Annotated in this window: 21 protein-coding genes; 11 read left to right on the top strand and 10 right to left on the bottom strand. The window is 57.3% G+C overall.

From position 1 onward, the window contains the following. Positions 1 to 315 precede the first annotated feature (315 nt). The 4 genes from ACYQ1A_RS07010 to mgrA all read right to left on the bottom strand — a co-directional run bounded on the left by ACYQ1A_RS07010 (position 316) and on the right by mgrA (position 6,174). Positions 316 to 2,631: a protein kinase domain-containing protein gene (locus ACYQ1A_RS07010; RefSeq protein WP_499361277.1), complete on the bottom strand. Its 2,316-nt coding sequence runs from the start codon at positions 2,629 to 2,631 to the stop codon at positions 316 to 318. 183 nt (positions 2,632 to 2,814) lie between these two features. Next, a complete protein-coding gene (locus ACYQ1A_RS07005) occupies positions 2,815 to 3,567 on the bottom strand; it encodes an enoyl-CoA hydratase/isomerase family protein (protein WP_499361276.1) in 753 nt (250 codons plus the stop codon). Between the two features lie 108 nt (positions 3,568 to 3,675). Further along, on the bottom strand, positions 3,676 to 5,052 hold the full coding sequence (cysS, locus tag ACYQ1A_RS07000; protein WP_499361275.1) for a cysteine--tRNA ligase: 1,377 nt from the start codon (positions 5,050 to 5,052) through the stop codon (positions 3,676 to 3,678). Between the two features lie 78 nt (positions 5,053 to 5,130). Further along, positions 5,131 to 6,174: an L-glyceraldehyde 3-phosphate reductase gene (gene mgrA / locus ACYQ1A_RS06995; RefSeq protein WP_499361274.1), complete on the bottom strand. Its 1,044-nt coding sequence runs from the start codon at positions 6,172 to 6,174 to the stop codon at positions 5,131 to 5,133. Positions 6,175 to 6,312: 138 nt separating this feature from the next. Between mgrA and ACYQ1A_RS06990 the strand changes: the two genes are divergently transcribed. After that, entirely contained in the window at positions 6,313 to 7,071 is a 759-nt protein-coding gene (locus tag ACYQ1A_RS06990) for a carbonic anhydrase (protein ID WP_499361272.1), read from the top strand. A 69-nt stretch (positions 7,072 to 7,140) separates the two neighbouring features. Here the strand turns inward: ACYQ1A_RS06990 and dcd are convergent, their stop codons facing one another. Next, complete coding sequence (dcd, locus tag ACYQ1A_RS06985) at positions 7,141 to 7,716, bottom strand: dCTP deaminase (RefSeq protein WP_499361271.1); 576 nt, start codon at positions 7,714 to 7,716, stop codon at positions 7,141 to 7,143. 194 nt (positions 7,717 to 7,910) lie between these two features. Between dcd and ACYQ1A_RS06980 the strand changes: the two genes are divergently transcribed. The 4 genes from ACYQ1A_RS06980 (at position 7,911) to ACYQ1A_RS06965 (ending at position 11,233) form a co-directional block, all read left to right on the top strand. Beyond that, positions 7,911 to 8,369 carry a peroxiredoxin gene (locus tag ACYQ1A_RS06980; RefSeq protein ID WP_062223512.1) on the top strand — a complete coding sequence of 153 codons (459 nt, stop codon included), beginning with the start codon at positions 7,911 to 7,913 and terminating at the stop codon, positions 8,367 to 8,369. 75 nt (positions 8,370 to 8,444) lie between these two features. Beyond that, positions 8,445 to 9,854: a PhoH family protein gene (locus ACYQ1A_RS06975; RefSeq protein ID WP_499361268.1), complete on the top strand. Its 1,410-nt coding sequence runs from the start codon at positions 8,445 to 8,447 to the stop codon at positions 9,852 to 9,854. Positions 9,855 to 10,111: 257 nt separating this feature from the next. Next, the gene (locus tag ACYQ1A_RS06970) at positions 10,112 to 10,885 is read left to right on the top strand and encodes a ParA family protein (protein WP_499361267.1); all 774 of its coding nucleotides are present in this window, start codon (positions 10,112 to 10,114) and stop codon (positions 10,883 to 10,885) included. 48 nt (positions 10,886 to 10,933) lie between these two features. After that, positions 10,934 to 11,233, top strand: a complete 300-nt coding sequence (locus ACYQ1A_RS06965) for a hypothetical protein (RefSeq protein ID WP_499361265.1) — start codon at positions 10,934 to 10,936, stop codon at positions 11,231 to 11,233. Between the two features lie 69 nt (positions 11,234 to 11,302). Here ACYQ1A_RS06965 and ACYQ1A_RS06960 read toward each other — a convergent pair whose 3' ends face one another. Further along, positions 11,303 to 11,653 (bottom strand): cupin domain-containing protein, encoded by a 351-nt coding sequence (locus tag ACYQ1A_RS06960; RefSeq protein WP_499361263.1) that lies wholly within the window; start codon positions 11,651 to 11,653, stop codon positions 11,303 to 11,305. 164 nt (positions 11,654 to 11,817) lie between these two features. Here ACYQ1A_RS06960 and ACYQ1A_RS06955 point away from each other — a divergent pair, with 164 nt between their 5' ends. Then, entirely contained in the window at positions 11,818 to 12,885 is a 1,068-nt protein-coding gene (locus tag ACYQ1A_RS06955) for a type II asparaginase (protein ID WP_499361261.1), read from the top strand. A gap of 55 nt (positions 12,886 to 12,940) precedes the next feature. On the opposite strand, the gene ACYQ1A_RS06950 is transcribed toward ACYQ1A_RS06955, so the two are convergent. Together ACYQ1A_RS06950 and dnaB are read right to left on the bottom strand one after the other, a co-directional pair. Further along, entirely contained in the window at positions 12,941 to 13,411 is a 471-nt protein-coding gene (locus ACYQ1A_RS06950; protein ID WP_499361260.1) for a hypothetical protein, read from the bottom strand. 69 nt (positions 13,412 to 13,480) lie between these two features. Continuing rightward, positions 13,481 to 14,893, bottom strand: coding sequence for a replicative DNA helicase (gene dnaB / locus ACYQ1A_RS06945; RefSeq protein WP_499361258.1), 1,413 nt, complete (start codon positions 14,891 to 14,893; stop codon positions 13,481 to 13,483). A 143-nt stretch (positions 14,894 to 15,036) separates the two neighbouring features. Between dnaB and ACYQ1A_RS06940 the strand changes: the two genes are divergently transcribed. From ACYQ1A_RS06940 to ACYQ1A_RS06930, 3 genes are all read left to right on the top strand, one after another. Further along, positions 15,037 to 15,417, top strand: a complete 381-nt coding sequence (locus ACYQ1A_RS06940; RefSeq protein ID WP_062223927.1) for a type II toxin-antitoxin system RatA family toxin — start codon at positions 15,037 to 15,039, stop codon at positions 15,415 to 15,417. Between the two features lie 6 nt (positions 15,418 to 15,423). Beyond that, a complete protein-coding gene (locus ACYQ1A_RS06935; protein ID WP_499361256.1) occupies positions 15,424 to 15,741 on the top strand; it encodes an RnfH family protein in 318 nt (105 codons plus the stop codon). A 160-nt stretch (positions 15,742 to 15,901) separates the two neighbouring features. Beyond that, positions 15,902 to 16,570, top strand: coding sequence for a YiaD family glycine zipper/OmpA-like lipoprotein (locus ACYQ1A_RS06930; RefSeq protein ID WP_499361255.1), 669 nt, complete (start codon positions 15,902 to 15,904; stop codon positions 16,568 to 16,570). Between the two features lie 71 nt (positions 16,571 to 16,641). On the opposite strand, the gene ACYQ1A_RS06925 is transcribed toward ACYQ1A_RS06930, so the two are convergent. Continuing rightward, positions 16,642 to 17,748 carry an aromatic ring-hydroxylating oxygenase subunit alpha gene (locus ACYQ1A_RS06925; RefSeq protein WP_499361254.1) on the bottom strand — a complete coding sequence of 369 codons (1,107 nt, stop codon included), beginning with the start codon at positions 17,746 to 17,748 and terminating at the stop codon, positions 16,642 to 16,644. Positions 17,749 to 18,089: 341 nt separating this feature from the next. Here ACYQ1A_RS06925 and ACYQ1A_RS06920 point away from each other — a divergent pair, with 341 nt between their 5' ends. Then, a complete protein-coding gene (locus tag ACYQ1A_RS06920) occupies positions 18,090 to 18,923 on the top strand; it encodes a DUF2145 domain-containing protein (protein WP_499361253.1) in 834 nt (277 codons plus the stop codon). Between the two features lie 140 nt (positions 18,924 to 19,063). After that, positions 19,064 to 19,552 (top strand): hypothetical protein, encoded by a 489-nt coding sequence (locus ACYQ1A_RS06915; RefSeq protein WP_499361251.1) that lies wholly within the window; start codon positions 19,064 to 19,066, stop codon positions 19,550 to 19,552. Positions 19,553 to 19,625: 73 nt separating this feature from the next. Here the strand turns inward: ACYQ1A_RS06915 and acnB are convergent, their stop codons facing one another. After that, positions 19,626 to 22,211, bottom strand: a complete 2,586-nt coding sequence (acnB, locus tag ACYQ1A_RS06910; RefSeq protein ID WP_499361250.1) for a bifunctional aconitate hydratase 2/2-methylisocitrate dehydratase — start codon at positions 22,209 to 22,211, stop codon at positions 19,626 to 19,628. Between the last annotated feature and the right edge of the window lie 165 nt (positions 22,212 to 22,376).

The raw sequence follows: 22,376 nt of genomic DNA, 5'->3' as shown, positions 1-22,376 counted from the left end.
TGCGGCACGCTGGTCGCGTGCATCCGCGCGTAAACGCATAGGGTGGGTCTGGACCCACCATTCAAAGCCAGCGAGAGATTTGCTGTTGCATGCTTCTCTGCGGCATTGGGTGGTGGGTCTGGACCCACCCTATACAAGCTACCCGCCAGCCGGTTCGGTCTGGATCGCGTCAAACCATCCGGCACGCTGGTAGCGTGCATCCGCGCGTAAACGCATAGGGTGGGTCTGGACCCACCACTCAAAGCCAGCGAGAGATTTGCTGTTGCATGCTTCTCTACGGCATTGGGTGGTGGGTCTGGACCCACCCTATACAAGCTACCCGCCAGCTTGTTTGGTCCGGATCGCCAGAATGGCCTGGTTGCGCAGTGTCTTCAGCATATTCAGTTCGTTTGGCCCGAACTTGAGTGAACCTGCTTCCAGCTTGTCGCCGTAGAAAAACCCGATCATGCGGTCGCCGACCTTGAGCGGAAAGATGATGAAACTGGCGGCCGGAATGTTCTCGCGATACCAGGCGGGCACACGGTCCGCGATTGCGGGCGCGTCGATGTCGTCGATCAGGATATCCAGATTGCGTTCCAGCGCCACCTGAAACACATCCCCCGTCTGCGTGGTATCGAGCTTGAACTGCGGAATGATTTCGGCCGTATCGCTGCCAAAGCCAAAGCGCGCCAGCATCAGCGGCTTTTTGGCGTCACGCGTACAGAACAGCACGCGTTCAAAGCCCACGCCGCGATACATCGTTTCCAGAATCATGCGCAGCACGTCGTTCAGATTAAAGCTGCTGACCAGGGTATTGGTAATGTCCTGCACGCCCGCCGACAGCACGCTCGCAATATCTGCGCGTTGCTCGGTATCGTTATGCAGCACCGATTCTTCCAGCGAGTCGCCGTGGGCCGTTTCTTTACCGTCCGGTAAATCGCGCGCGTTCTGCTTGGCCAACTGGCGCAAGAACACCGAGCTGCGCGCATCCACACCAATCGCCGATAAATGCGAATACAAAATATCGGCTGCGCTGCGCAGCACGTCTTGCAACTCGCGGGCACCCAGTTTGGTGGCGCTGCCGTATTGGCGCAGCAGCGTGGTCATTTCTTTTTGCTGCTCGTTCGCCCCCATCCCTACCAGCGGCACCAGCCGTGCGCTGAGATTGGCAAACACCCGCAAACGCTCATTCTGACTATTTGGCTCGCGCGGCATGCCATCGGGCAGTGGCCGCATGGCGTTAACGATGCGATCCGGAAACAGCCAGTGTTTGGCAATGCCGATGCCCAACTCGTCATACGACAAGCCCAGCACCGCCACCACGGCCACGTCTTCTTTTGTGCCGCCTTCCACTTTGCGGCTGATTTCCTGCTGTTCTTCCGGAAAGTAATAGATGGTCAGCAGCTTGCCCAGATGATGGAACATGCCGCAAATCATCACTTCTTCCATATCGCGCGCACCGGCTTTGCGGCCTATCTCGCGCGCCAGCACGCCGCCAAAAAACGCGCGCAGTACGGATTCTTTTAACTTGTTGGCCTGCGCCTTGTTGTGCATGTGCTCAAACAGCAACAAGGTGATGGCCAGGTTGCGAATCGTGTCGAAACCCAGAATCACAATCGCGCGTGAAATCGTGCTGATGGTGCCGCCAAACTGGCCATAGCTGGCCGAATTGACGATGCGCAGCAGTTTGTTCACCAACGAGAAATCGTTAAGGATGACGCCCGACAGCACTTGCAGCCGCTCGGCATCCGATTCGTTGATCTTGTTGATGGCGCTGATGGCTTGCGACAAGGCCGGAAAGTCGCTGGTATGGCGCATGCGCCGCAGCAGAAAATCCAGCGTGCTTTGGCGATCGTCATGGCCTTCTTGCGCCGCATGTTCGCCACGCCAGGTTTTGAGCGCATCGCGCATGGCGGCGGCATCGCTAAAGCGTTCGCGCGGGTCTTTGAACAAGGCGACCATCACCAGATGATCGAGTTTTTCATCAATGGCGGATTCGATCGATGACGGCGGCGCAATCGGCTGCGTGGCAATGCGGTACATAATCGCCCACGCCGATTCGCCTGCCACGGCCTGTTGCCCGGTCAGCATCTGATACAGCGTCATGCCCACGGCAAAAATATCGGCCTGCGCATCCACGGGCAGATTGTTGATCACTTCCGGCGCCATATACGCGGCCGTGCCCTGGGCACTGGCCTGCGCCCCGCGCGCGGCAGCGATACCGAAATCCATAATGCGCGGGCGCAGTTCGCCATCGAGCATGATGTTTTGCGGTTTGATATCGCGATGGATCACGCCTTGCGCATGCGCCACGGCCAGGCCATCGAGCACGCCTATGGCCACGTCCACCGCCTGTGACGGCGTCATCCGGCCCGCGCTTTTCAGATACGCTGCCAGCGTCTGGCCTTGCACATATTCAAATACCAACCAGTGTTCACCGTCGGCGTCGAACGCATCGTGCAGGGCAACCACGTGCGCATGCTGCAAGCGGCTTGCAAGCTGGGTCTGCGTCGCATTGTAACTACCCGCACGCACTTGTTTGACGGCCACCTGGCGATCCAGGCGTTGGTCATGTGCCAGCCACACCTTGCCCTGAGCGCCTTCGCCCAGGAGTTTTTGCAACTGGAACCGATTTTGTAACAGCGTCGGCATAGAGGTCCCCTTATGCCGCCATCATAACGGTTTGCCTCGTCCCGGCGAGTAGCGCCGATACAGTTGCAACACTTTGAAAGCAGAAAACTTACAAGCGGCGCGAATGCCGGGGACAAGGGGTTTTTTGATTTCTACGCCGTTAATCCTGGCGTCAACCGCACCCATGCCCGGCGGCCTGCCCGGCTATTTTTTCAGGCGCGCCACCAGGGCATGCAAGGCGGTCTGCGTGCTCTCAGCAAACCACTGGGCGACAAACTCGCTCAGATCCGGCACCTGGCCATGGGGATAGGCCGCCTTGATATCCGCCCGCGCAATGGCTCGCGTGGCCAGCATGGCGGCGCGCGGCAACTTATTCATTGCCTGCAACCAGCGCAAGGCCGCTGCCACCACGGCATCGCCCGCCGCCAGTTCGTCCACCATGCCGTATTGATGCGCTTGCGCTGCGGTGATCATGCTGCCCGCCACCAGCAAGCGTTCGGCGCGATATGGCCCCACCAGACGGCGCAGACCGATCTGCACGCAATCCGGCGCCACCAGGCCAACCTGGACTTCATTAAGGCCGATGCGGAAATCGCCCTCGGCCATGACGCGGTAGTCACAGAAAATCGAGATCACCGCCCCACCCGCCGGGCTATGCCCGGTAATGGCGGAGACGACGGGGATGGGGCTATGCGCCAGTGCGGCAAAGATGCCGAAAAAATCATCAAAAGCAGCTGCCAGGCCATTCCGGTCCAACGCCAACAACGCGGGCACGTCCAGGCCGGCAGAAAACAAGCCGGGGGCGCCCGACAAAATCAGCGCACTAACACCCTGCGCCGGGGCCGCCAGAATCTGCTGGCGGATTTCGCGGATCAGCGCCGGGTTGAGCGCATTCACCGGGGGCCGCGCCATGCGCAATTCGCGGATCGCGCCTTCGTGTTCGATGATTTCAAGCATGGGGGTAGAGATCCGACAAGCGAAATGCCGGCGATTATGGCAGCTTCCGCCACGCCTGTTCGTTTAAAACGCCGGGCGCGGCGGCACTACTGCTCAGTGCGCAGTGGCCTAAGCGCGCCGCCAGGTGGTGCCTGCAGCGCTGTCTTCCAGCACCACACCGGCCGCGGTCAGGACGTCGCGGATGCGATCGGATTCGGCAAAGTTTTTGGCGGCCCGGGCCGCTTTCCGTTGCGCAATCAAATCATCAATCGCGGCGGCGGTTAATTCGCCCTCGCCAGCGTTGGTGCCCGCCTGCAAAAACTGTGTGGCATCCCGTTCCAGCAGACCCAATACCGCAGCCAGCGCTTTCAATTCGCCAGCCAATTGCGCCGATTGTTGTTTGTTGGCTTCATGCGCCAGTTCAAACAGAATTGCCACGGCTTCCACCGTATTGAAATCGTCATCCATGGCCGCCTTAAAGCGGGCCGGATACGCGCTACTCCAGTCGATGCTCACATCCGCCGGGGCCACGTTTTTCAGCGTGGTATACAAACGCGTCAAGGAATTGCGCGCGTCGTCCAGGTGCACGTCGGAGTAATTCAGCGGGCTGCGATAATGCGCGCGCAGGATAAAGAAGCGTGCTACTTCCGCATCGTATTTTTGCAGCACTTCGCGGATGGTAAAAAAGTTGCCCAGCGACTTGGACATCTTTTCGTCATCGACGCGAATAAAGCCGTTATGCATCCAGTAATTAACGTACTGGTGGCCGTGCGCGCCTTCGGACTGGGCAATTTCATTTTCATGGTGCGGAAACTGCAAATCTTCGCCGCCACCATGAATATCAAAGTGTTCGCCAAGGTGATGGCAGCTCATGGCCGAGCATTCGATATGCCAACCCGGACGGCCCGCGCCCCATGGCGATTCCCATGCCGGCTCGCCCGGCTTGGCGGCTTTCCACAGCACGAAATCGAGCGCGTCCTGTTTGTTGTGATCAATATCGACGCGTTCGCCGGCACGCAAGTCTTCCAGCGATTTTCCCGACAATTTGCCGTAGCCATCAAACTTGCGCACGGCGTAGTAAACGTCGCCATTCGGCGCCGGATAAGCCAGACCTTTGGCGACCAGTTGGCCGATCATGGCCAGCATTTCATCCACGTATTCGGTGGCTTTAGGCGCATGGGTGGGGCGTTGCACGCCGAGTGCATCGGCGTCTTCATTCATCGCATCAATAAAGCGCGTGGTCAGTTGGCCTATGGTTTCGCCATTCTGCGCCGCGCGTTGAATAATCTTGTCGTCGATATCGGTGATATTACGCACGTAATCAACGGCATAACCCGAGGTGCGCAACCAGCGCGCCACCATATCGAAAACCACCATGACCCGCGCATGCCCAAGGTGACAGTAGTCGTATACCGTCATGCCGCAGACATACATATTGACCTTGCCTGGGGTGATGGGAACGAACTGCTGTTTCTGGCGGGCCAGCGTGTTGTAGATATTAAGCATGGTGGAGTCAGGAATTATGCAAAAGCGGCATTCTAACAGGCCAGGACGACGCTGGCGCATCGCCCGGCCGCCTTGCGCTCAGGGTCGTTGATCGTGCGACGGCTTCTCCCACAGATTGATGCCGCTTTCGACCGCGTATTGGTCAATTTCGGCTAATTCTTCGGCGCTGAATTGCAGATTGGCCAACGCGCCGACGTTCTCCTGGATTTGCGCCGGGCTGCTGGCGCCGATCAAGGCCGTGGTCACTTTGGGGTCGCGCAATACCCATGCCAGCGCCATTTGCGCCAGGCTTTGTCCGCGCCGTTGCGCAATCTGGTTGAGTGCCTTGACGCGAGCGATATTGTCGTCATTGAGATGGCTTTTTTGCAGCGAATCACCACCGGGTTGATTGACCCGGGCTTGCGCCGGAATACCGTTCAAATATTTGTCGGTCAGTAAACCCTGCGCCAATGGGGTAAACGCAATGCAGCCTACGCCTTCGGTGTGCAGCGTATCGAGCAAGCCGTCTTCGACCCAGCGATTCAGCATGTTGTACGACGGTTGATGTATCAGTAATGGCACTTTCCATTCGCGCAGCAAAGCGGCCATTTCGCGGGTTTTATTTGGCGAATATGAAGAGATGCCGACATAAAGCGCCTTGCCTTGTTGCACGGCCGTGGCCAGCGCGCCTGCGGTTTCTTCCAGCGGGGTATCCGGGTCAAAGCGATGCGAATAAAAAATATCTACGTAATCCAGGCCCATGCGCTGCAGGCTTTGATCAAGACTGGCCAGCACATATTTGCGTGAACCGCCGCCCTGGCCATACGGCCCTGGCCACATATCCCAACCCGCTTTGCTACTGATGATCAATTCGTCGCGATAAGGCTTGAAATCCTCGCGCAACAAGCGACCAAAATTGATTTCGGCACTACCATAAGGCGGGCCGTAATTATTGGCCAGATCAAAATGAGTAATACCAAGATCAAATGCGCTGCGTAATAAAGCGCGCTGTTTATCCAATGGCACACTATCGCCAAAGTTATGCCACAACCCTAAAGACAAAGCCGGAAGTACCAGCCCGCTTTGGCCACAAGTCCGATAGACCATCTTGTCGTAACGCGCCGCATTGGCCAGATAAGCCATGACATTTCTCCATGTTGATCTACATTGCCAGACACATGACCGGATTAATCCGCTTATGGTTCCGCGTTGATATGAATCAAATCAAATATTTCAGTCGCAAACACAATGCGCAAGCATTTTATTCTTGAGGGTTCAATCATGTACATCATTAACACCGTGGGCGGACTGCTGCTGGCTGCAGCCAGTCTGGTCGCATTGGCGGAAGACCATCCGGCGTGGACTTACGAGGGCGAGCACGGGCCATCGCACTGGGCGCAGGTCGACCACAATTTTGCTGCCTGCGAAAGCGGCCGCCATGAATCACCGATTAATGTCGACAAGGCCATACCCGCACTCGCCGGATATCCCCACCTTGCAATCAGCTACAAGAAATTACCGCTGGATATTCTCAACACCGGGCACGCGGTACAATTTCAGGCGCAAGCGCATGGTGGCCAGATTGCTTTGGGCAAGACCGTTTATCAACTCATGCAATTTCATTTTCATTCGCCGGGCGAAGAGCGTTTTGCCGGTAAATCCAGTGATCTGGATGCGCATTTCGTGCATAAAAATGCCAAAGATCAATTAGCGGTGCTGGCTGTGCAATTCAATGTGGGTACGCATGCCAACGCGGAATTACAAAAATTGCTGGATCAAATTCCCGCCACGCCGGGCAAAGAGCAAAAGCTGGATAATACCCAGATTGATCCGCTGGCTTTATTGCCCAAAAAACGCGGCTATTACACTTATGATGGCTCGCTAACCACGCCGCCGTGCTCGGAAGGGGTTACCTGGATTGAATTCAAACAAGCCGTCGAGATTACCCAGGCGCAGCTGGAGGCATTGCAACACTATTACCGGGGCAATCAACGTCCGGTGCAGCCTTTGAATGGCCGCACCATTTACGAGGTTAAATAAGCCAGACGGCAAGACGTAAAAAAAGCGACCCCGCAGGATCGCTTTTTTTCGCCTTGCCGTAGCCGGTACTCAGGTTTTGGGCAGCGTAACGCCCACCTGGCCCTGATATTTGCCGCCACGATCGCGATAGCTGGTTTCGCAGATATCGTCGGCATCGGCTTCAAGGAACAACACCTGCGCCACGCCTTCGTTGGCGTAAATCTTGGCGGGCAATGGCGTGGTATTGGAAAATTCCAACGTCACATAACCTTCCCATTCCGGCTCGAACGGGGTGACGTTAACAATAATGCCGCAGCGCGCGTAGGTGGATTTGCCCAGGCAGATCGTCAGCACATTGCGTGGAATGCGGAAATACTCAACCGTGCGCGCCAGGGCAAACGAATTGGGCGGGATGATGCAATAGCCCTTGCCGGACACATCGACAAAGCTTTGTTCATCAAAATTTTTCGGGTCAACGATGGTGGAATTCAGATTGGTAAACACCTTGAACTCGTCCGCACAGCGGATATCGTAGCCGTAGCTCGACGTGCCATAAGACACGATGCGCTCGCCATTGGCCACCTTGACCTGGCCTGCCACATAAGGCTCGATCATGCCGTGGTCTTCGGCCATGTGTTTGATCCACCGATCCGACTTGATACTCATCGCTTGTCACACCATTTCCACAAAATGGCCGCTATTGTACCGGGTCAGCGCGGCGCTGTCTGGCACCCGGCGCCGCACCCGCCCGCATAACACGCGAGCCACGCAACAAGCCTGATTTTCCTTCTTGCTGCTGACGGCTGCTTTGGCCAGAATGCAAGCAGAGGGGCAAGCATTACGATAACAAGGAGAACCTGATGCTCGATCAATCCTGCCCGTCTTTGACCTTACCCATGACGGGTGGCAAAACCTTTGACCCCGCCGCGCTCAAGGGTCAGGCGTTTGTGCTGTATTTCTATCCCAAAGACAACACGCCGGGATGCACCGTGGAAGGCAGTGACTTTCGCGCCCGCGCCGCTGACTTTGCCGCGGCGCATACGCTGGTGTTTGGTATCAGCCGTGACAGCCTCAAATCACACGAAAATTTCAAAGCCAAAATGGAGTTCCCGTTTGATCTGGTGTCGGACCCCGACGAGATCGCCTGCGAAGCATTTGGCGTAATGAAAATGAAGAATATGTATGGCAAACAGGTTCGTGGTGTTGAACGCAGTACCTTTTTGATCGACAAGGAGGGCCGCATTGTTCAGGAATGGCGTGGCGTCAAGGTGCCGGGCCATGTTGAAGCCGTGCTCAGTGCCGTGCAACAGCTCACATAAACGGAAGGCGACCCGCAACGGTCGCCTTTTTTGTTGATGCGTTTAATCTCGTTATCCCGCCCACAGGAGAGCCCGATGGCCGCTCGCAAGCCGAAGAAAGCGCAGGACACCAAGCTGTTTGTCGTGGATACCAACGTTCTGATGCACGATCCCACCTCGATCTTCCGCTTTGAAGAGCACGATTTGTTTGTGCCGATGATGACGCTGGAAGAACTCGACGGTAACAAGAAAGGCATGTCGGAAGTGGCACGCAATGCGCGCCAGACCAGCCGCTTTATCGAAGAACTGATTGCCGGGCGCGAGACCGACCTATCGGATGGCGTGTCGCTGGAAGACGCCAGCAAAGGCCAGGCGTCGGGCAAGCTGTTTCTGCAGACCGAGGCCATCAGCAGCCTGCTGCCGGCGCAGTTGCCCATGGGCAAGGCCGACAACCAGATCCTGGGCGTGGTGCATCACCTGCAGCAAATGCAGCCCAAGCGCGAAGTCATCCTGGTCTCCAAAGACATCAACATGCGCATCAAGGCGCGCGCATTGGGTCTGGCGGCCGAGGATTACTTTAACGACAAGGTGCTGGAAGATACCGACTTGCTGTACACCGGCATGCGCGAAATCGATCAGTCCTTTTGGGAGAAAAACGGCAAGGATCTGGAGAGCTGGCAAGACGGCGGCCGCGGCTACTATCGCCTGAAAGGGCCAGACGTATTTGATCTGCACCCTAACCAACTGCTGTATCAGCAAGGCGATAAACCGTTTGCCGCACGCGTGACCGAGCTGGAAGGCAAAACCGCGTTAATTGAAAGCCTGAAGGATTATTCGCACCAGAAAAACGCGATCTGGGGCATCTGTGCGCGTAATCGTGAACAGAATTTTGCACTTAATTTGTTGATGAATCCGGATGTGGATTTCATCTCGCTGCTGGGCCAGGCCGGCACCGGTAAAACCCTGCTCACGCTGGCGGCGGGCCTGTCGCAAACACTGGAATCCAAGATTTATTCCGAGATCATCATGACGCGCGTCACCGTGCCGGTGGGCGAAGATATCGGCTTTCTGCCGGGTACAGAAGAAGAAAAGATGCAGCCGTGGATGGGCGCGCTGGAAGACAACCTGGACGTACTCAACCAGTCGGATGCCGAAGCGGGCGACTGGGGCCGCGCCGCCACGCGCGATTTGATCCGCAGCCGTATCAAGGTGAAATCGCTTAACTTCATGCGCGGCCGCACTTTCCTGAATAAATTTCTGATCATCGATGAAGCGCAAAACCTGACGCCCAAGCAAATGAAGACCTTGATTACGCGCGCCGGGCCAGGGACGAAGGTAGTTTGCCTCGGCAACGTCAGCCAGATCGACACGCCCTATCTGACCGAGGGCTCGTCCGGCCTCACCTATGTGGTTGACCGCTTCAAGGGCTGGTCGCACTCCGGCCATATCACCCTGACACGGGGCGAACGTTCGCGCCTGGCCGATTACGCGGCCGAAACCTTGTAAGAACCGTACCGCGCCGTCTCGATTGATGGCGCGGTTTTTTTGATTCACTTTCGTACACGCGGTTACAAGTTGATGGCACCGGTTACCCGACCGACGAACGGCAGGCCACCCCTCCCCGCCAGCCCAATAAAACCGTCACTTGTCAGCTTCCACCTCACCCGACCGGGGTAGTCGGTTGTCTGGCACTTGTGTAGTCTTGCCGCTTACAACAAGGCGGCCCGCTGCGGCGGCTGACGACACGGGGCAAGTGCAAGGCAATGACCATCATCGCAGTGTTCAATCAGAAAGGTGGCGTGGGCAAGACCACGGTTTCCGCCAATCTGGCTGCCGCTATGGCGCGCAACGGTGTGCAACCGCTGGTGATCGATCTTGATCCGCAGGCGCACCTGACCTCGCTGGTCGGCATGAATCCGGCTTCGGTCGATACCATTTTCAATTTCTATCGCGGCACAGGCCCACTGACGGAATTGATCACCTCATTGCCGAATGGCGTGCATTTCATCCCGTCGCATCTGGAACTGGGCAAAGTGGACGCGCAACTTACCCGCCATCGCGATAACGTCTGGCGCCTTAAATTGGGCCTGACCGCCGAAATGCTAAGCGGCGGCGAAATGCCCATCATCATTGATTGCAGTCCTAGCCTTGGGGTATTAGCGTTTTCGGCGCTATTTGCCGCCGATATGGTGCTGGTGCCGGTAGCGGCCGAATACCTGGCGCTGAATGGCGCCAATCTGCTGCAACGCACACTTGCCGGGCTGGAGAAATTTGGCCCGCGTATTCCACGGCGATATTTGATTAATCGCTATGTGCCGGATCAAGTCACCAGCGAAAAGATTGCCGGACAATTGGCCCGCGCTTTTCCGGGTGAAATGCTGCGCACACGTATTCGAGAACAAGAAGTCATCGCTGCGGCCGCCGGCAGCGGCGAGGATATTTTTGAATTCGCCCCTGAAAGCAAGGCGGCGACTGATTTTGCGTTTTTGCTCGACGAGTTGCTGGAATCAGGTTTGCTGGAAATGCAGTCCGATTAAACCAAACAGGTCAGTCAAAAAACAGCGGGAACGAGGAGGATATACTTCATGCCAAGCATCAAGATTCATCGTACGGGTAGTCTGGGCCGCCAACCTTGCATGTTGGTCGATGGTCGCCCGGTGGGTTTGACCACCCACGGCGCGTGTCTGTCGGCAGCGCTGCCCCCGGGCCGCCATGTCTTGCAAGCGCAACTGGACTGGGGCAAAACCCCGCCGGTGGAATTTGATATCGAAGGCGATGACGTGCATTTCACTGTCAAAAGCAGCATCCATGGCTGGAAACTGCTGTTTGCGCCGTTCTATCTGTTTGCCCCGCATAACGCACTGGTAGTAGAACGCCGCCACTAAGCGCGCGCCTTGCGCGGGATTGCAACCGGCGACCTTTACGGTCGCCGGTTGCGTTTCAGGCAGGCCGTTTTAGTTAAGCACTACAAAGTACTTTTTTACCGGCTCCAGCACTTCAAACTTGCCCACAAATCCTTCCGGAATGACCGCGGCATCGCCGGGCCCGAATTCTTCAAAGCTGCCATCCTCGGCATAAACCCGCGCACGCCCACTGATAATGCTGAAGAACTCGGCGCTGTCATCCGCAAAACGAATCTTCCAGCTGCCCTTCTCACACGCCCAGATCCCGGCGTTAAAACTGCCGGACGCATTGGAATAGTGCGTCCAGCTGGTACGTTCAGGCACGCCATCAACACGGCGGTCTTCGCGCGGGTAATCAATTTCGGCGGGTACGGTCTGTTTGCCCAGGTGGATAACGTGCATACAAGTCCTTTACAGATCAGTGAGTTAACCCCGACCAGCGGGGTGGCGGCGATGAAATGGTATTAACGCTTTCCCTGTTGGTAATTTCGGCAATAACCTCTGTTCAGGGCACGGTTCATGCTTTTCTACGGTTTCATTCACGAAACTAAAACCAGGAGATCAGCATGCTTTCCAGACTGTTTCAACGCAGCCTGTTTGTTGCCGTAACGTGTAGCGCCGTGTTTGCGCAAGCTGCCGACAAACTGCCCAATGTGGTTATTCTGGCCACCGGCGGCACCATTGCCGGCACGGGCGCCACCAGCACCACCACCGTCGGCTACACCGCCGCCAAAGTCGGCGTGGATCGCCTGATTGAAGCCGTGCCGGAGTTGAAGCAGATCGCCAATGTCAGCGGCGAGCAGACCTTCCAGATCGCCAGCGAAAACATGACCAATGAAAACTGGCTGACGCTGGCAAAGCGCGTCAACGTACTCCTCAAGCAAAGCAATGTCGATGGCATTGTCATTACTCATGGCACCGACACCATCGAAGAGACCGCCTACTTTCTCAACCTGACGGTAAAGAGTCGCAAACCGGTGGTGATCGTCGGCTCAATGCGTCCCTCCACCGCCATCAGCGCAGATGGTCCGATCAATCTGTACAACGCGGTGGCCGTGGCGGGCAGCCCGGACTCGGCTAACCGGGGCGTGCTGGTGGCCATGAACGACGAAATTCTCGGTGCGCGCGATGTCACCAAGACCAACACCATGCTGGCCAATACTTTCCGCTCACCGGAACTGGGCGACCTGGGTTATATCGTCTCGGGCAAACCAAAGTTTTATCGCGCCACCACGCGCAAGCACACCGCGGATACCGAGTTTGATATCAGCAAGCTGGACAAACTGCCGGCCGTGGACATTGCTTATGGTTCGGCCAATGCCAACACCATCGCGATTGACGCTTTTGCCGCTGCGGGCGATGAAGGGATCGTGTATGCCGGTACTGGTGACGGCAGCTTGTCGACGCCAGTGCGTGCGCGCCTGACTGAGCTGCGGCAGAAAGGCTTCTTCATTCTGCGTTCTTCCCGCGTCGGCAACGGCCCAACCGTGCGCGGTGGTGAGAATGATGATGACAAGACCGACTTTGTTGTGTCGGACACGCTAAGCCCGCAAAAAGCGCGCATCTTGCTGATGCTGGCGCTGACCAGAACGCACGACACCAAAAAGATTCAGGACATGTTCTACACGTACTGATGGCGGCAGCACGGCCCGGCGCGGGTGGGTGGGCGGTGCGCCATACCGCCTGCCCTCAGAGCCGGGAGATTTCAGTGTCGGGCGCGCCGCTGGCAACAGGATGGGGCGCGGCCTGCTGCTGATATTGCCGAAATGGCGTCTCGATGGCAGGCCGGTCGGCCTTCTGCCAAGGCACGCCCAGACTGGTGGCTATCAACCAGAGCGCCATCAGACTGGCAACCAGGCTCAGCATGCGCTTGCTGCTTTGAAACTGCTTTTCAAGGCTATCGAAGCGCGTACTGATCATTTCAAAACCGCTGGCCATCCGTTGGTCCAGGGTACTGACCCGGTTATGCACCGCACCGATTTCCGCGCGCAATGCCGCGCCCAGAACATCCACTTTGGCATCATGCCGACACCGCCCAGCGTGGATAGCGCCCTGAAGTAACGCCACACTCGCGCCGCATTCCTTTTTGCTCACGGATTCCATCGCCACGCGTCCCTGTCTTTTGATCAGCGGCCAATATCCGCCAGCGCCGATCAGCAAAACATAAGAAAAATCGCATAACTTTGGCGCGCACCCCACCCCTGGCTTTGCGCCGTGGCAAAGCTGGTTTTACTCCAGATCGCCCGACCAGCCTTCCGGTCGCACCAGCGCGTTATCAAAGCGCGAATGCATGCCCATAAACACCAGCGGCACTTTGCCGGTGGGGCCGTTCCGGTGCTTACCCACGATGCATTCCGCCAGGCCTTTGAATTGCGAGTCCGGGTTGTAGTACTCGTCGCGGTACATAAACATGATGATGTCCGCATCCTGCTCGATGGCGCCGGATTCACGCAAATCGGACATCATCGGGCGCTTGTCGGTACGTTGTTCCACCGAACGCGACAACTGCGACAACGCAATCACCGGGCATTTCAATTCTTTGGCCAGCGATTTGAGCGAGCGCGAAATCTCGCCCAGTTCGGTGGCACGGTTCTGGTCTTTAGCGCCGGCGCGGCCTGCCATCAACTGCAGGTAATCGATCACGATCAAGCCAAGTTGACCGTGCTGACGCGCCAGGCGGCGCGATTTGGTGCGGATATCCAGCGCGGTCAAGGCGCCGGTTTCTTCGATAAAAATCGGGGCTTCGGACAAGCGATTAATGGCATAGGTCAGCTTGGTCCAGTCCTCGTCTTCAAATTTACCGGTCTTGAGTTTGTGCAAGTCGATCTTGCCGATCGAGCCGACCATCCGCAAACCCAATTGCACCGCGCCCATTTCCATCGAATAAATGGCCACCGGCAAGCGCAATTCGGTGCCGACGTGCTCGGCAATGTTGACCGAGAAAGCCGTTTTACCCATCGAGGGGCGGCCCGCCACAATCACCAGATCGCCAGGCTGCAGGCCCGAGGTCATTTTGTCCAGATCAACAAAACCGGTCGCCACCCCCGTTACTTCGGATTGGGTATCCTGGTTGTAGAGATAATCGATTTTTTCGACGATCTCTTTCAGGATCGGCGGCATGCCGATAAAGCCCTGCTGCCCCTTGGCCGATTGTTCGGCAATCTGGAACACGCGCGATTCAGCCTCATCCAGCAATTGCGTCGCTTCGCGCCCATTGGGGTTGTAGGCGGCATCAGCAATATCGGTAGCCACGCTCGCCAATTGCCGCATCACCGATTTTTCGCGCACGATTTCGCCATAGCGGCGAATATTGGCGGCCGAAGGCGTGTTTTGCGCCAGTGCGCCCAGGTAAGCCAGGCCGCCGACGTAGGACAATTCGTTGGCATTATCGAGCGACTCGGCGACGGTAATCACGTCGGCCGGGCGGTTATGCTCAATCAGCTTGATAATGTGTTGCCAGATACGGCGATGATCATCGCGATAGAAATCCTGCTCGTTGACAATATCGGCGATGCGGTCAAAAGAGGGATTGTCCAGCAACAAGCCACCCAATACCGATTGCTCGGCCTCTACGGAATGCGGCGGCATGCGCAAACTATCAAGTTGCGCGTCATTCATGGGGGCGTTAGGATGCTCGGTCATTTTTCAGCGCCATCTCTTTAAATACTTTGCGTCGCGCCCCATGTGTTCCGGAGCGTGCCTTACGCAAAAAACTGCCAATTTTACGCCGCATACCGATGCAGTGCATACAAAAAAACCTGCTAGTTACCCATAGCGCCGAGCGCATGTTCAACCTGGTTGATCGTGTCGAGGACTACCCGCAATTTCTGCCCTGGTGTGGCGGCGTTGAGGTACATGAACGCACTGAAGACGTACTGGATGCCACCATCCGCGTTGAATTCATGCTGGTCAAAACCTTCTTTCGCACCCGCGACATCAAGACGCCCAATCAGATCGACATGCAATTCGTCGACGGTCCGTTCCGCACATTCCGCGGCAACTGGAAATTTACCCCGCTGGAAGTCGATGCCTGCCGCATCGAATTCGAGCTCAATTACGAATTTTCAAATCGCGCGCTCGAGGCGGTGATCGGCCCGGTGTTCAACAAGATTGCCACCACCTTTGTCGATGCCTTTGTTCAGCGCGCCGACAAACTTTATGGTTAAGCCCGTATGAGCCAGGATATTAACGTCGAAGTGGTATACGCCACGCGCGAAAAACAGAAATTGATCAGCCTTAAGGTGCCGGAAGGCACCACTGCCGAAGACGCCGTGCGGCGCTCCGGCATCATGACTGACTTTCCCGAAATAGATCTGGCCAAAAACAAGCTGGGCATTTTTGCCAAGGCAGTCAAAAACGATACCGTGCTGCGCGAAAAAGACCGCGTTGAAATCTATCGCCCCTTGATTGCAGACCCCAAAGAAGTGCGGCGCCAGCGCGCGCTGGAAGGCAAAGCCATGAAAAAAGGTGGCGGCAATCTCGAAGAGTAAAGTCCAAACCAGCCCGTCGCGATGACGGGCTTTTGTTTTGGTTGCCGCGCAACTTGTGCGGGTTGATCGCGTCACAGTCAGCGACGCGCGCACATGCGAAAATGCGCGCCCTCAGCACCTATAAAAATCCAACCGCAGTGTAGTCAGAAAGGAAATCTCCATGCGTACTCCCATTATTGGCGCCCTGATTGGCGCTCTTTTGCTGTCCGCTTGCGCCAACGATCTCGGCGACAAACGCAGCATGAACAATACCGAATCCGGCGCCGTCATCGGCACGCTGGGTGGCGCGGCCGTCGGTGCATTGGTCGACAAGAATCATCGTGGCAAGGGTGCCTTGATCGGCGCAATTGGCGGCGGTCTGGCTGGTGGCGCGATTGGCGCTTATATGGACAAGCAAGCCAAAGATCTGCAAAAGCAACTGGCGCCGGAAATCCAGGCTGGCAATATCACGCTGCAAAAAGTGGCGGATAACAAACTGGTGGTTACCATGACCTCTGCCACCGGTTTTGATACCAATTCAAGCACGGTCAAATCCGGCTTTACCCCAACGCTGAACAAGATTGCCGGCGTGGTTAACCAATATGGCAAAACCAGCATCGACGTGATTGGCTACACCGACAATGTGGGCAAGCCGGATTACAACATGGCGCTGTCGCAACGCCGTGCCCAGGCAGTGGTGGATTATTTCATTGGCAAATCGGTGAATCCGGTCCGTCTGGTGGCAGAAGGCCGTGGCATTAATGAACCGCGCGCCACCAATAGCACCGAAGCCGGTCGCGCCATGAATCGCCGCGTTGAACTGGTGATTACCGCTGTTAGCGCGTCCTGATTGACCAGCGCATAAAAAAAGCCCGCCCCATCAATCCAGATGGCGCGGGCTTTTTGCATTTGTCGACGGGCTCAGACTGCGAGATGGCGCCGCAAGAATTGATGAAAATGGCGCATGCCATCTTCCATAGGCGATTGATACGGCCCGACCTCATTGCGGCCTGCCGCAAACAAAGCCTCACGGCCTTGCTCCATACGCCGGATGATTTCGTTATCTTCCACCGCGGTTTCCAGATACGCCGCCTGTTCCGCCGCAACAAACTCAGGCTCGAAATACGCAATGTCTTCCGGATAATAAAACTCGACCACGTTCTTGTAGCTACGCGGGCCGGTGGGAATCAGCGTAGAGATCACCAGGGTGTGCGGATACCACTCCACCATCACGTTGGGATAGTAAGTGAGCCAGATCGCACCATACGGCGGTTGCTTGCCGGCGTTATAGCGCAATACCTGCTCGTGCCAGGCGTTATAAGTGCGTGAGCCGGGTTTGGCTAAAGCGTTATTCACACCCACGGTCTGCACCGAATACCAGTCGCCGAATTCCCATTTCAGATCATCACAGGTCACAAATTGACCCAGACCGGGATGGAACGGCTCGACGTGGTAATCCTCCAGATAAACCTCGATAAAGGTTTTCCAGTTGCCTTCATATTCGTCAACCGAGACGCTATGAAACACATAATTGGAAAAATCGAGATCTTTGGCCACGCCCAGATCCTTCAGGTCCGCTTCGATGTCATGGCCGTTTTTTTCAAACAGCATGCCATTCCAGTTAACCAGTTCGGTCTCGGGCAGATGCAGGCAGGGATTACCGTCAAAATGCGGCGCGCCCAGCAAATGGCCCTGGTCGTTATAGGTCCAGCGGTGCAACGGGCACACCGTGTGCGAGCCTTTACCGCGCCCTTCCAGCATCAGCGCCTGACGGTGGCGGCACACATTGGAAAGCACTTTGACATCACCCACGGCCGTGCGCTTGAGATAGCGCGCATTCGCGGTATTGGTCAGGACGTGATAATCGCCGGGCTCGGGCACCATTAATTGATGACCCAGGTAGCGCGGACCACGTTCAAACAGGATTTCCAGCTCGCGCTGGTAGAGGTCTTGATCGAAATAAGCCGACACCGGCAATTGGGTCGACATATCCAGCTGCAATTTTGCAGCCGTAGCCAGATTAGTCATGTTAATCCCACACCCCCTGGGCTAGAGGGTCTAAGACGTCTTGCCACTTTGCTGTCGCCGTGGCGCAGCGATGGGTGGGCAAGCCATCAAGTTGATAAACAGTTTTCGACGCCGCTTAAAACAAAAAAGTGACGTCGAGCCACTTTGAACGGCGGATTTTGACGCAAATCAATGACATCGGCAAGTTCGCTCGGTATACACCGCACGCCACCCCTGCCATCGAGGCAAGCAGTCAGCCATACAGGCAATCCGCCAGGCAGCATCAGAATGCACGTCTTGCCGCCACCGATGTTCTGCGTCAGGATGACGCGCACTTGGCAACACCCACCGCAAGGCACCCTATGCTCCGCTCGCTTTTCCGTTTGTCTTTTGTGTTGCTGACCGCACTCAGCCTACCCGCGCTGGCGGGTCAGACCTGCAGTGATAAACCGTTGGCGCCCACCACCGTCCGCACCGCGCTGCTGACCGGCTACAACCTGCAGCAGAAGCTGGACAAGCTGGCGCCGCGCGTGGCCTTGCTGGCGCGGGTCGGTCAGGATTTGCGCGAGTACAAACTGCATTACTCGCACTTTGCCTTTGTCTCGCGTGAGGCCGATGACCAACCGTGGCAGGTCAGCCATCTGCTCAACGATTGCGGCGCCGCCACCTCGGCCTTATGGCATGAGGGGCTGGGCAATTTCTTTCTCGACGATATGTTTGCCTACGACGCGCTGGTGGTCATCCCGGACGACGCCACACAGGCGCGACTGTGGGCGCTGCTGCACGACCCGGCCGCGCTGGAACGCCTGCACAGCGCCAGCTACAGCGTGGTGGCCTATCCGTTCAGCACCCTGCACCAGAACTCCAATCAATGGGTGCTGGAAGTGTTGGCCCAGGCATTAAGCCCGGATGCGCTGGGGCAACGCGGCAGCACCCAGGCGTGGCTCAAGGCGAACGGCTACAACCCGACCACCTTGCAAATCAACCCGCTCAAGCGCCTGGGCGGCCGCATGTTCAAAGCCAATGTGGCGTTTGATGACCATCCGTTTGATCGGCGCATGGGCGGGCAGATCGATACGGTGACGGTCGAATCGGTGGTTGCCTTTCTGCAGCGCATGGATCCGGGCGAGCAGGAACGCCGCATTCCGCCGCCAGAACTGGGCAAGCCGCAGATCAAAATGGCGAACCAACAATAAGAAGCATCCGGATATCAATCCGCAAGCATCGTTTTTCGATACTCCACGACCGAGCCGCACGCCGCAGCTTGTCTCTGGCTAAATGCGTTCACGGCAACGCACCCAGCGACGCCCTCTCACTAACAACAAGGAATAGCCCCATGCTGCGCACTCGCTCACTTGCCACCCTGATCACCGCCGCTGTATTTGCCAGCGCCACCCTCGCCGCCCACGCCGACACCTCGGACGGCTCCCAGACGGTCCAGAGCGGCGGCATGTCCATGGCGGCGGGCGTGCTGCTTTCAACCGAAGGCCATCCCTTTGAAGGCAGTGTCGCGGCCCCGGTCGGCAGCGCGATCGGCGCCGCGTTTGTGGTCACTGGCGTGCTGATGGTCGGCACCGATCTGGCCAAGGTGTCGATCACCAAAGCCGCCGATGGCAGCAAGGCAGTGATCGCCGTATCGGCTGATGTCATACACAAAACCGGCGTGGTGGCGGGTTCGGCGGTGCAGGCGGTTTCAGAAGTGACGGGCTATTCGCTGATCGCCTCGGGTCAGTTGCTGGCCTTTATTCCCAACCAGGCCGGCATGTCCCTGCTGCAGCACAGCCGTATTTCAAGCGCGGCATCGGCACCGGCCAGCAGCAAATAAGCGCCAGCGCCGCCGCAAAACAAAAACCCCGCGATCATGCATATCGCGGGGTTTTTTTGTGCAACAAACCGGCTTAAACGGTAACGGTATCCGCCTCGGCCTGGTAGCTATCAATCTGATTGAAGTTCAGATAGCGATACACCTCAGCGCCCTTTTCATTGATCACGCCAATATCCGCCATGTATTCGGCCACCGTTGGAATACGCCCCAGGCGTGAAGCAATTGCCGCCAGCTCAGCCGAGCTAAGGAACACATTGGTGTTCTTGCCCAAACGGTTGGGGAAGTTGCGGGTCGAGGTGGAAACCACCGTGGCGCCTTCGCGCACTTGCGCCTGGTTACCCATGCACAGCGAGCAGCCCGGCATTTCGGTACGCGCACCGGCCGTACCGAAGGTGCCGTAATAGCCTTCCTCGGTCAGCTGCTGCGCATCCATCTTGGTCGGCGGTGCAATCCACAACTTGACCGGAATATCACGCTTGCCTTCCAGCAATTTGCCGGCGGCGCGGAAGTGACCGATGTTGGTCATGCAAGAACCGATAAACACTTCATCGATATGCGTGCCCGCCACTTCGCTCAGCACCTTCACATCATCCGGATCATTCGGGCAAGCCAGGATCGGCTCTTTAACGTCGGCCAGATCAATCTCGATCACCGCAGCGTATTCGGCGTCGGCATCGGGTTCGATCAGGTTGGGGTTGGCCAGCCAGGCTTCCATGGCGTTCACGCGGCGTGCCAGTGTTTTGGCATCGCCGTAACCGTTGGCGATCATGGATTTGAGCAAGGTGATATTGGAATTCAGATACTCGATGATCGGTTCTTTATCCAGACGCACCGAACAACCGGCCGCCGAACGCTCGGCCGAGGCATCGGTCAGCTCAAACGCTTGTTCAACCTTCAGCTTGGGCAGGCCTTCGATTTCCAGGATGCGGCCAGAGAAGATGTTCTTCTTGCCCGCTTTGGCCACGGTCAACAAACCGGCTTTGATCGCATACAGCGGAATTGCATTCACCAGGTCGCGCAAAGTAATACCGGGTTGCAGTTCGCCTTTAAAGCGCACCAGCACCGACTCCGGCATATCCAGCGGCATCACGCCGGTGGCAGCACCAAACGCCACCAGGCCCGAACCGGCCGGGAACGAGATGCCAATCGGAAAGCGCGTGTGGCTATCGCCGCCGGTGCCGACGGTGTCGGGCAGCAGCATGCGGTTCAGCCACGAGTGAATCACGCCATCGCCCGGGCGCAGCGAAACGCCGCCACGATTGCGGATAAATTCCGGCAGCTCGTGATGGGTTTTAACGTCCACCGGCTTCGGGTAGGCCGCGGTGTGGCAGAACGATTGCATCACCAGATCAGCCGAGAAACCCAGGCAAGCCAGATCTTTCAGCTCGTCGCGCGTCATCGGGCCGGTGGTGTCTTGCGAGCCCACCGAAGTCATGCGCGGTTCGCAATAAGTGCCCGGACGCACGCCCTGGCCTTCCGGCAAGCCAACGGCGCGGCCGACCATTTTCTGTGCCTGGGTAAAGCCTTTGGTCGAAGTGACCGGCGCGGTCGGCAAACGGAACAGCGTGGAGACCGGCAGACCCAGCGCTTCACGCGCCTTGGCGGTCAGGCCGCGACCAATAATCAGATTGATACGGCCACCGGCACGCACTTCATCAAACAGCACGTCGGATTTGACCTTGAACTCAGAGACCACGGCGCCGTTTTTCTTGATCTGACCTGCGTAGGGCAGCAGTTCGATCACGTCACCCATATTCAGTTGCGACACATCCACTTCAATCGGCAATGCGCCCGAGTCTTCTTGCGTATTAAAGAAGATCGGCGCGATCTTGCCGCCCAGGCAGTAGCCGCCAAAGCGCTTGTTGGGCACGTAGGGAATGTCTTCACCGGTCCACCACAGCACGCTATTGGTGGCCGATTTACGGCTGGAGCCGGTGCCCACCACATCGCCGACATACGCCACGGCGTGGCCTTTGGCGGCCAGGTCTTGCAGAAACTTGATCGGACCGCGTTTGCCGTCTTCTTCCGGCGTGATGCCATCGCGCGTGTTCTTCAGCATGGCCAGCGCGTGCAGCGGAATATCCGGGCGCGACCAGGCATCAGGGGCCGGCGACAAATCATCGGTATTGGTTTCGCCAGTGACTTTAAACACGGTCAGCGTCACCGACTGCGGCACTTCCGGGCGGCTGGTAAACCACTCGGCATCGGCCCAGCTTTGCAGCACCGCTTTGGCGTTGGCATTGCCCGCATCGGCCAGCGCTTTGACGTCGTGGAAATAGTCAAACATCAACAGCGTTTTTTTCAGGCCTTCCGCCGCCACGGCGCCGACTTCAGCATCGCCCAGCAGATCGATCATCGGCTTGATGTTAAAGCCACCCAACATGGTGGCCAGCAATTCAACCGCATGGGCGCGGCTGATCAGCGCACAGGAATCCTTGCCTTGTGCCACGGCCGCCAGAAACGCGGCTTTGACCTTGGCGGCATCGTCCACGCCCGGCGGCACGCGGTGGGTGATCAGATCCAGCAGAAAACTTTCTTCGCCAGCGGGCGGGTTTTGCAGCAGCTCAACCAACGCTGCGGTTTGCTGCGCGGTGAGCGGCAGCGGCGGAATACCCAGCGCCGCGCGTTCGGCGACGTGTTGGCGATAACTTTCTAACATAGCGAATGCCTCTGGTTTTATGGGTTAAAGCCGCCCGCGGTGCAGGGTTCCAGCGCGATGCCATCGCGGCATCCGGCGCATCCCTGCTGTGTACAGAGCCAGCCCTTCGAGCGATGCCAGGCAGGATACCGCGTGCGCCATCCGCCTACAAACGAGTAATCGCCA

This window comes from Silvimonas sp. JCM 19000, assembly GCF_054652575.1.
Note: the sequence above shows the minus strand (reverse complement) of the source record. Positions and strands in the feature narration are given on the sequence as shown.

Excerpts from the sequence above, each read along its gene's own strand:
- ACYQ1A_RS06980 (WP_062223512.1), top strand. The coding sequence starts at position 7,911 with ATGCTCGATCAATCCTGCCCGTCTTTGACCTTACCCATGACGGGTGGC.
- ACYQ1A_RS06930 (WP_499361255.1), top strand. The coding sequence starts at position 15,902 with ATGCGTACTCCCATTATTGGCGCCCTGATTGGCGCTCTTTTGCTGTCC.
- dcd (WP_499361271.1), bottom strand. The coding sequence starts at position 7,716 with ATGAGTATCAAGTCGGATCGGTGGATCAAACACATGGCCGAAGACCAC.
- ACYQ1A_RS06965 (WP_499361265.1), top strand. The coding sequence starts at position 10,934 with ATGCCAAGCATCAAGATTCATCGTACGGGTAGTCTGGGCCGCCAACCT.
- ACYQ1A_RS07005 (WP_499361276.1), bottom strand. The coding sequence starts at position 3,567 with ATGCTTGAAATCATCGAACACGAAGGCGCGATCCGCGAATTGCGCATG.
- ACYQ1A_RS06960 (WP_499361263.1), bottom strand. The coding sequence starts at position 11,653 with ATGCACGTTATCCACCTGGGCAAACAGACCGTACCCGCCGAAATTGAT.
- ACYQ1A_RS06990 (WP_499361272.1), top strand. The coding sequence starts at position 6,313 with ATGTACATCATTAACACCGTGGGCGGACTGCTGCTGGCTGCAGCCAGT.
- ACYQ1A_RS07010 (WP_499361277.1), bottom strand. The coding sequence starts at position 2,631 with ATGCCGACGCTGTTACAAAATCGGTTCCAGTTGCAAAAACTCCTGGGC.
- ACYQ1A_RS06920 (WP_499361253.1), top strand. The coding sequence starts at position 18,090 with ATGCTCCGCTCGCTTTTCCGTTTGTCTTTTGTGTTGCTGACCGCACTC.
- acnB (WP_499361250.1), bottom strand. The coding sequence starts at position 22,211 with ATGTTAGAAAGTTATCGCCAACACGTCGCCGAACGCGCGGCGCTGGGT.
- ACYQ1A_RS06915 (WP_499361251.1), top strand. The coding sequence starts at position 19,064 with ATGCTGCGCACTCGCTCACTTGCCACCCTGATCACCGCCGCTGTATTT.
- mgrA (WP_499361274.1), bottom strand. The coding sequence starts at position 6,174 with ATGGCTTATCTGGCCAATGCGGCGCGTTACGACAAGATGGTCTATCGG.
- ACYQ1A_RS06935 (WP_499361256.1), top strand. The coding sequence starts at position 15,424 with ATGAGCCAGGATATTAACGTCGAAGTGGTATACGCCACGCGCGAAAAA.
- dnaB (WP_499361258.1), bottom strand. The coding sequence starts at position 14,893 with ATGACCGAGCATCCTAACGCCCCCATGAATGACGCGCAACTTGATAGT.
- ACYQ1A_RS06975 (WP_499361268.1), top strand. The coding sequence starts at position 8,445 with ATGGCCGCTCGCAAGCCGAAGAAAGCGCAGGACACCAAGCTGTTTGTC.
- ACYQ1A_RS06940 (WP_062223927.1), top strand. The coding sequence starts at position 15,037 with ATGTTCAACCTGGTTGATCGTGTCGAGGACTACCCGCAATTTCTGCCC.
- ACYQ1A_RS06955 (WP_499361261.1), top strand. The coding sequence starts at position 11,818 with ATGCTTTCCAGACTGTTTCAACGCAGCCTGTTTGTTGCCGTAACGTGT.
- ACYQ1A_RS06925 (WP_499361254.1), bottom strand. The coding sequence starts at position 17,748 with ATGACTAATCTGGCTACGGCTGCAAAATTGCAGCTGGATATGTCGACC.
- cysS (WP_499361275.1), bottom strand. The coding sequence starts at position 5,052 with ATGCTTAATATCTACAACACGCTGGCCCGCCAGAAACAGCAGTTCGTT.
- ACYQ1A_RS06970 (WP_499361267.1), top strand. The coding sequence starts at position 10,112 with ATGACCATCATCGCAGTGTTCAATCAGAAAGGTGGCGTGGGCAAGACC.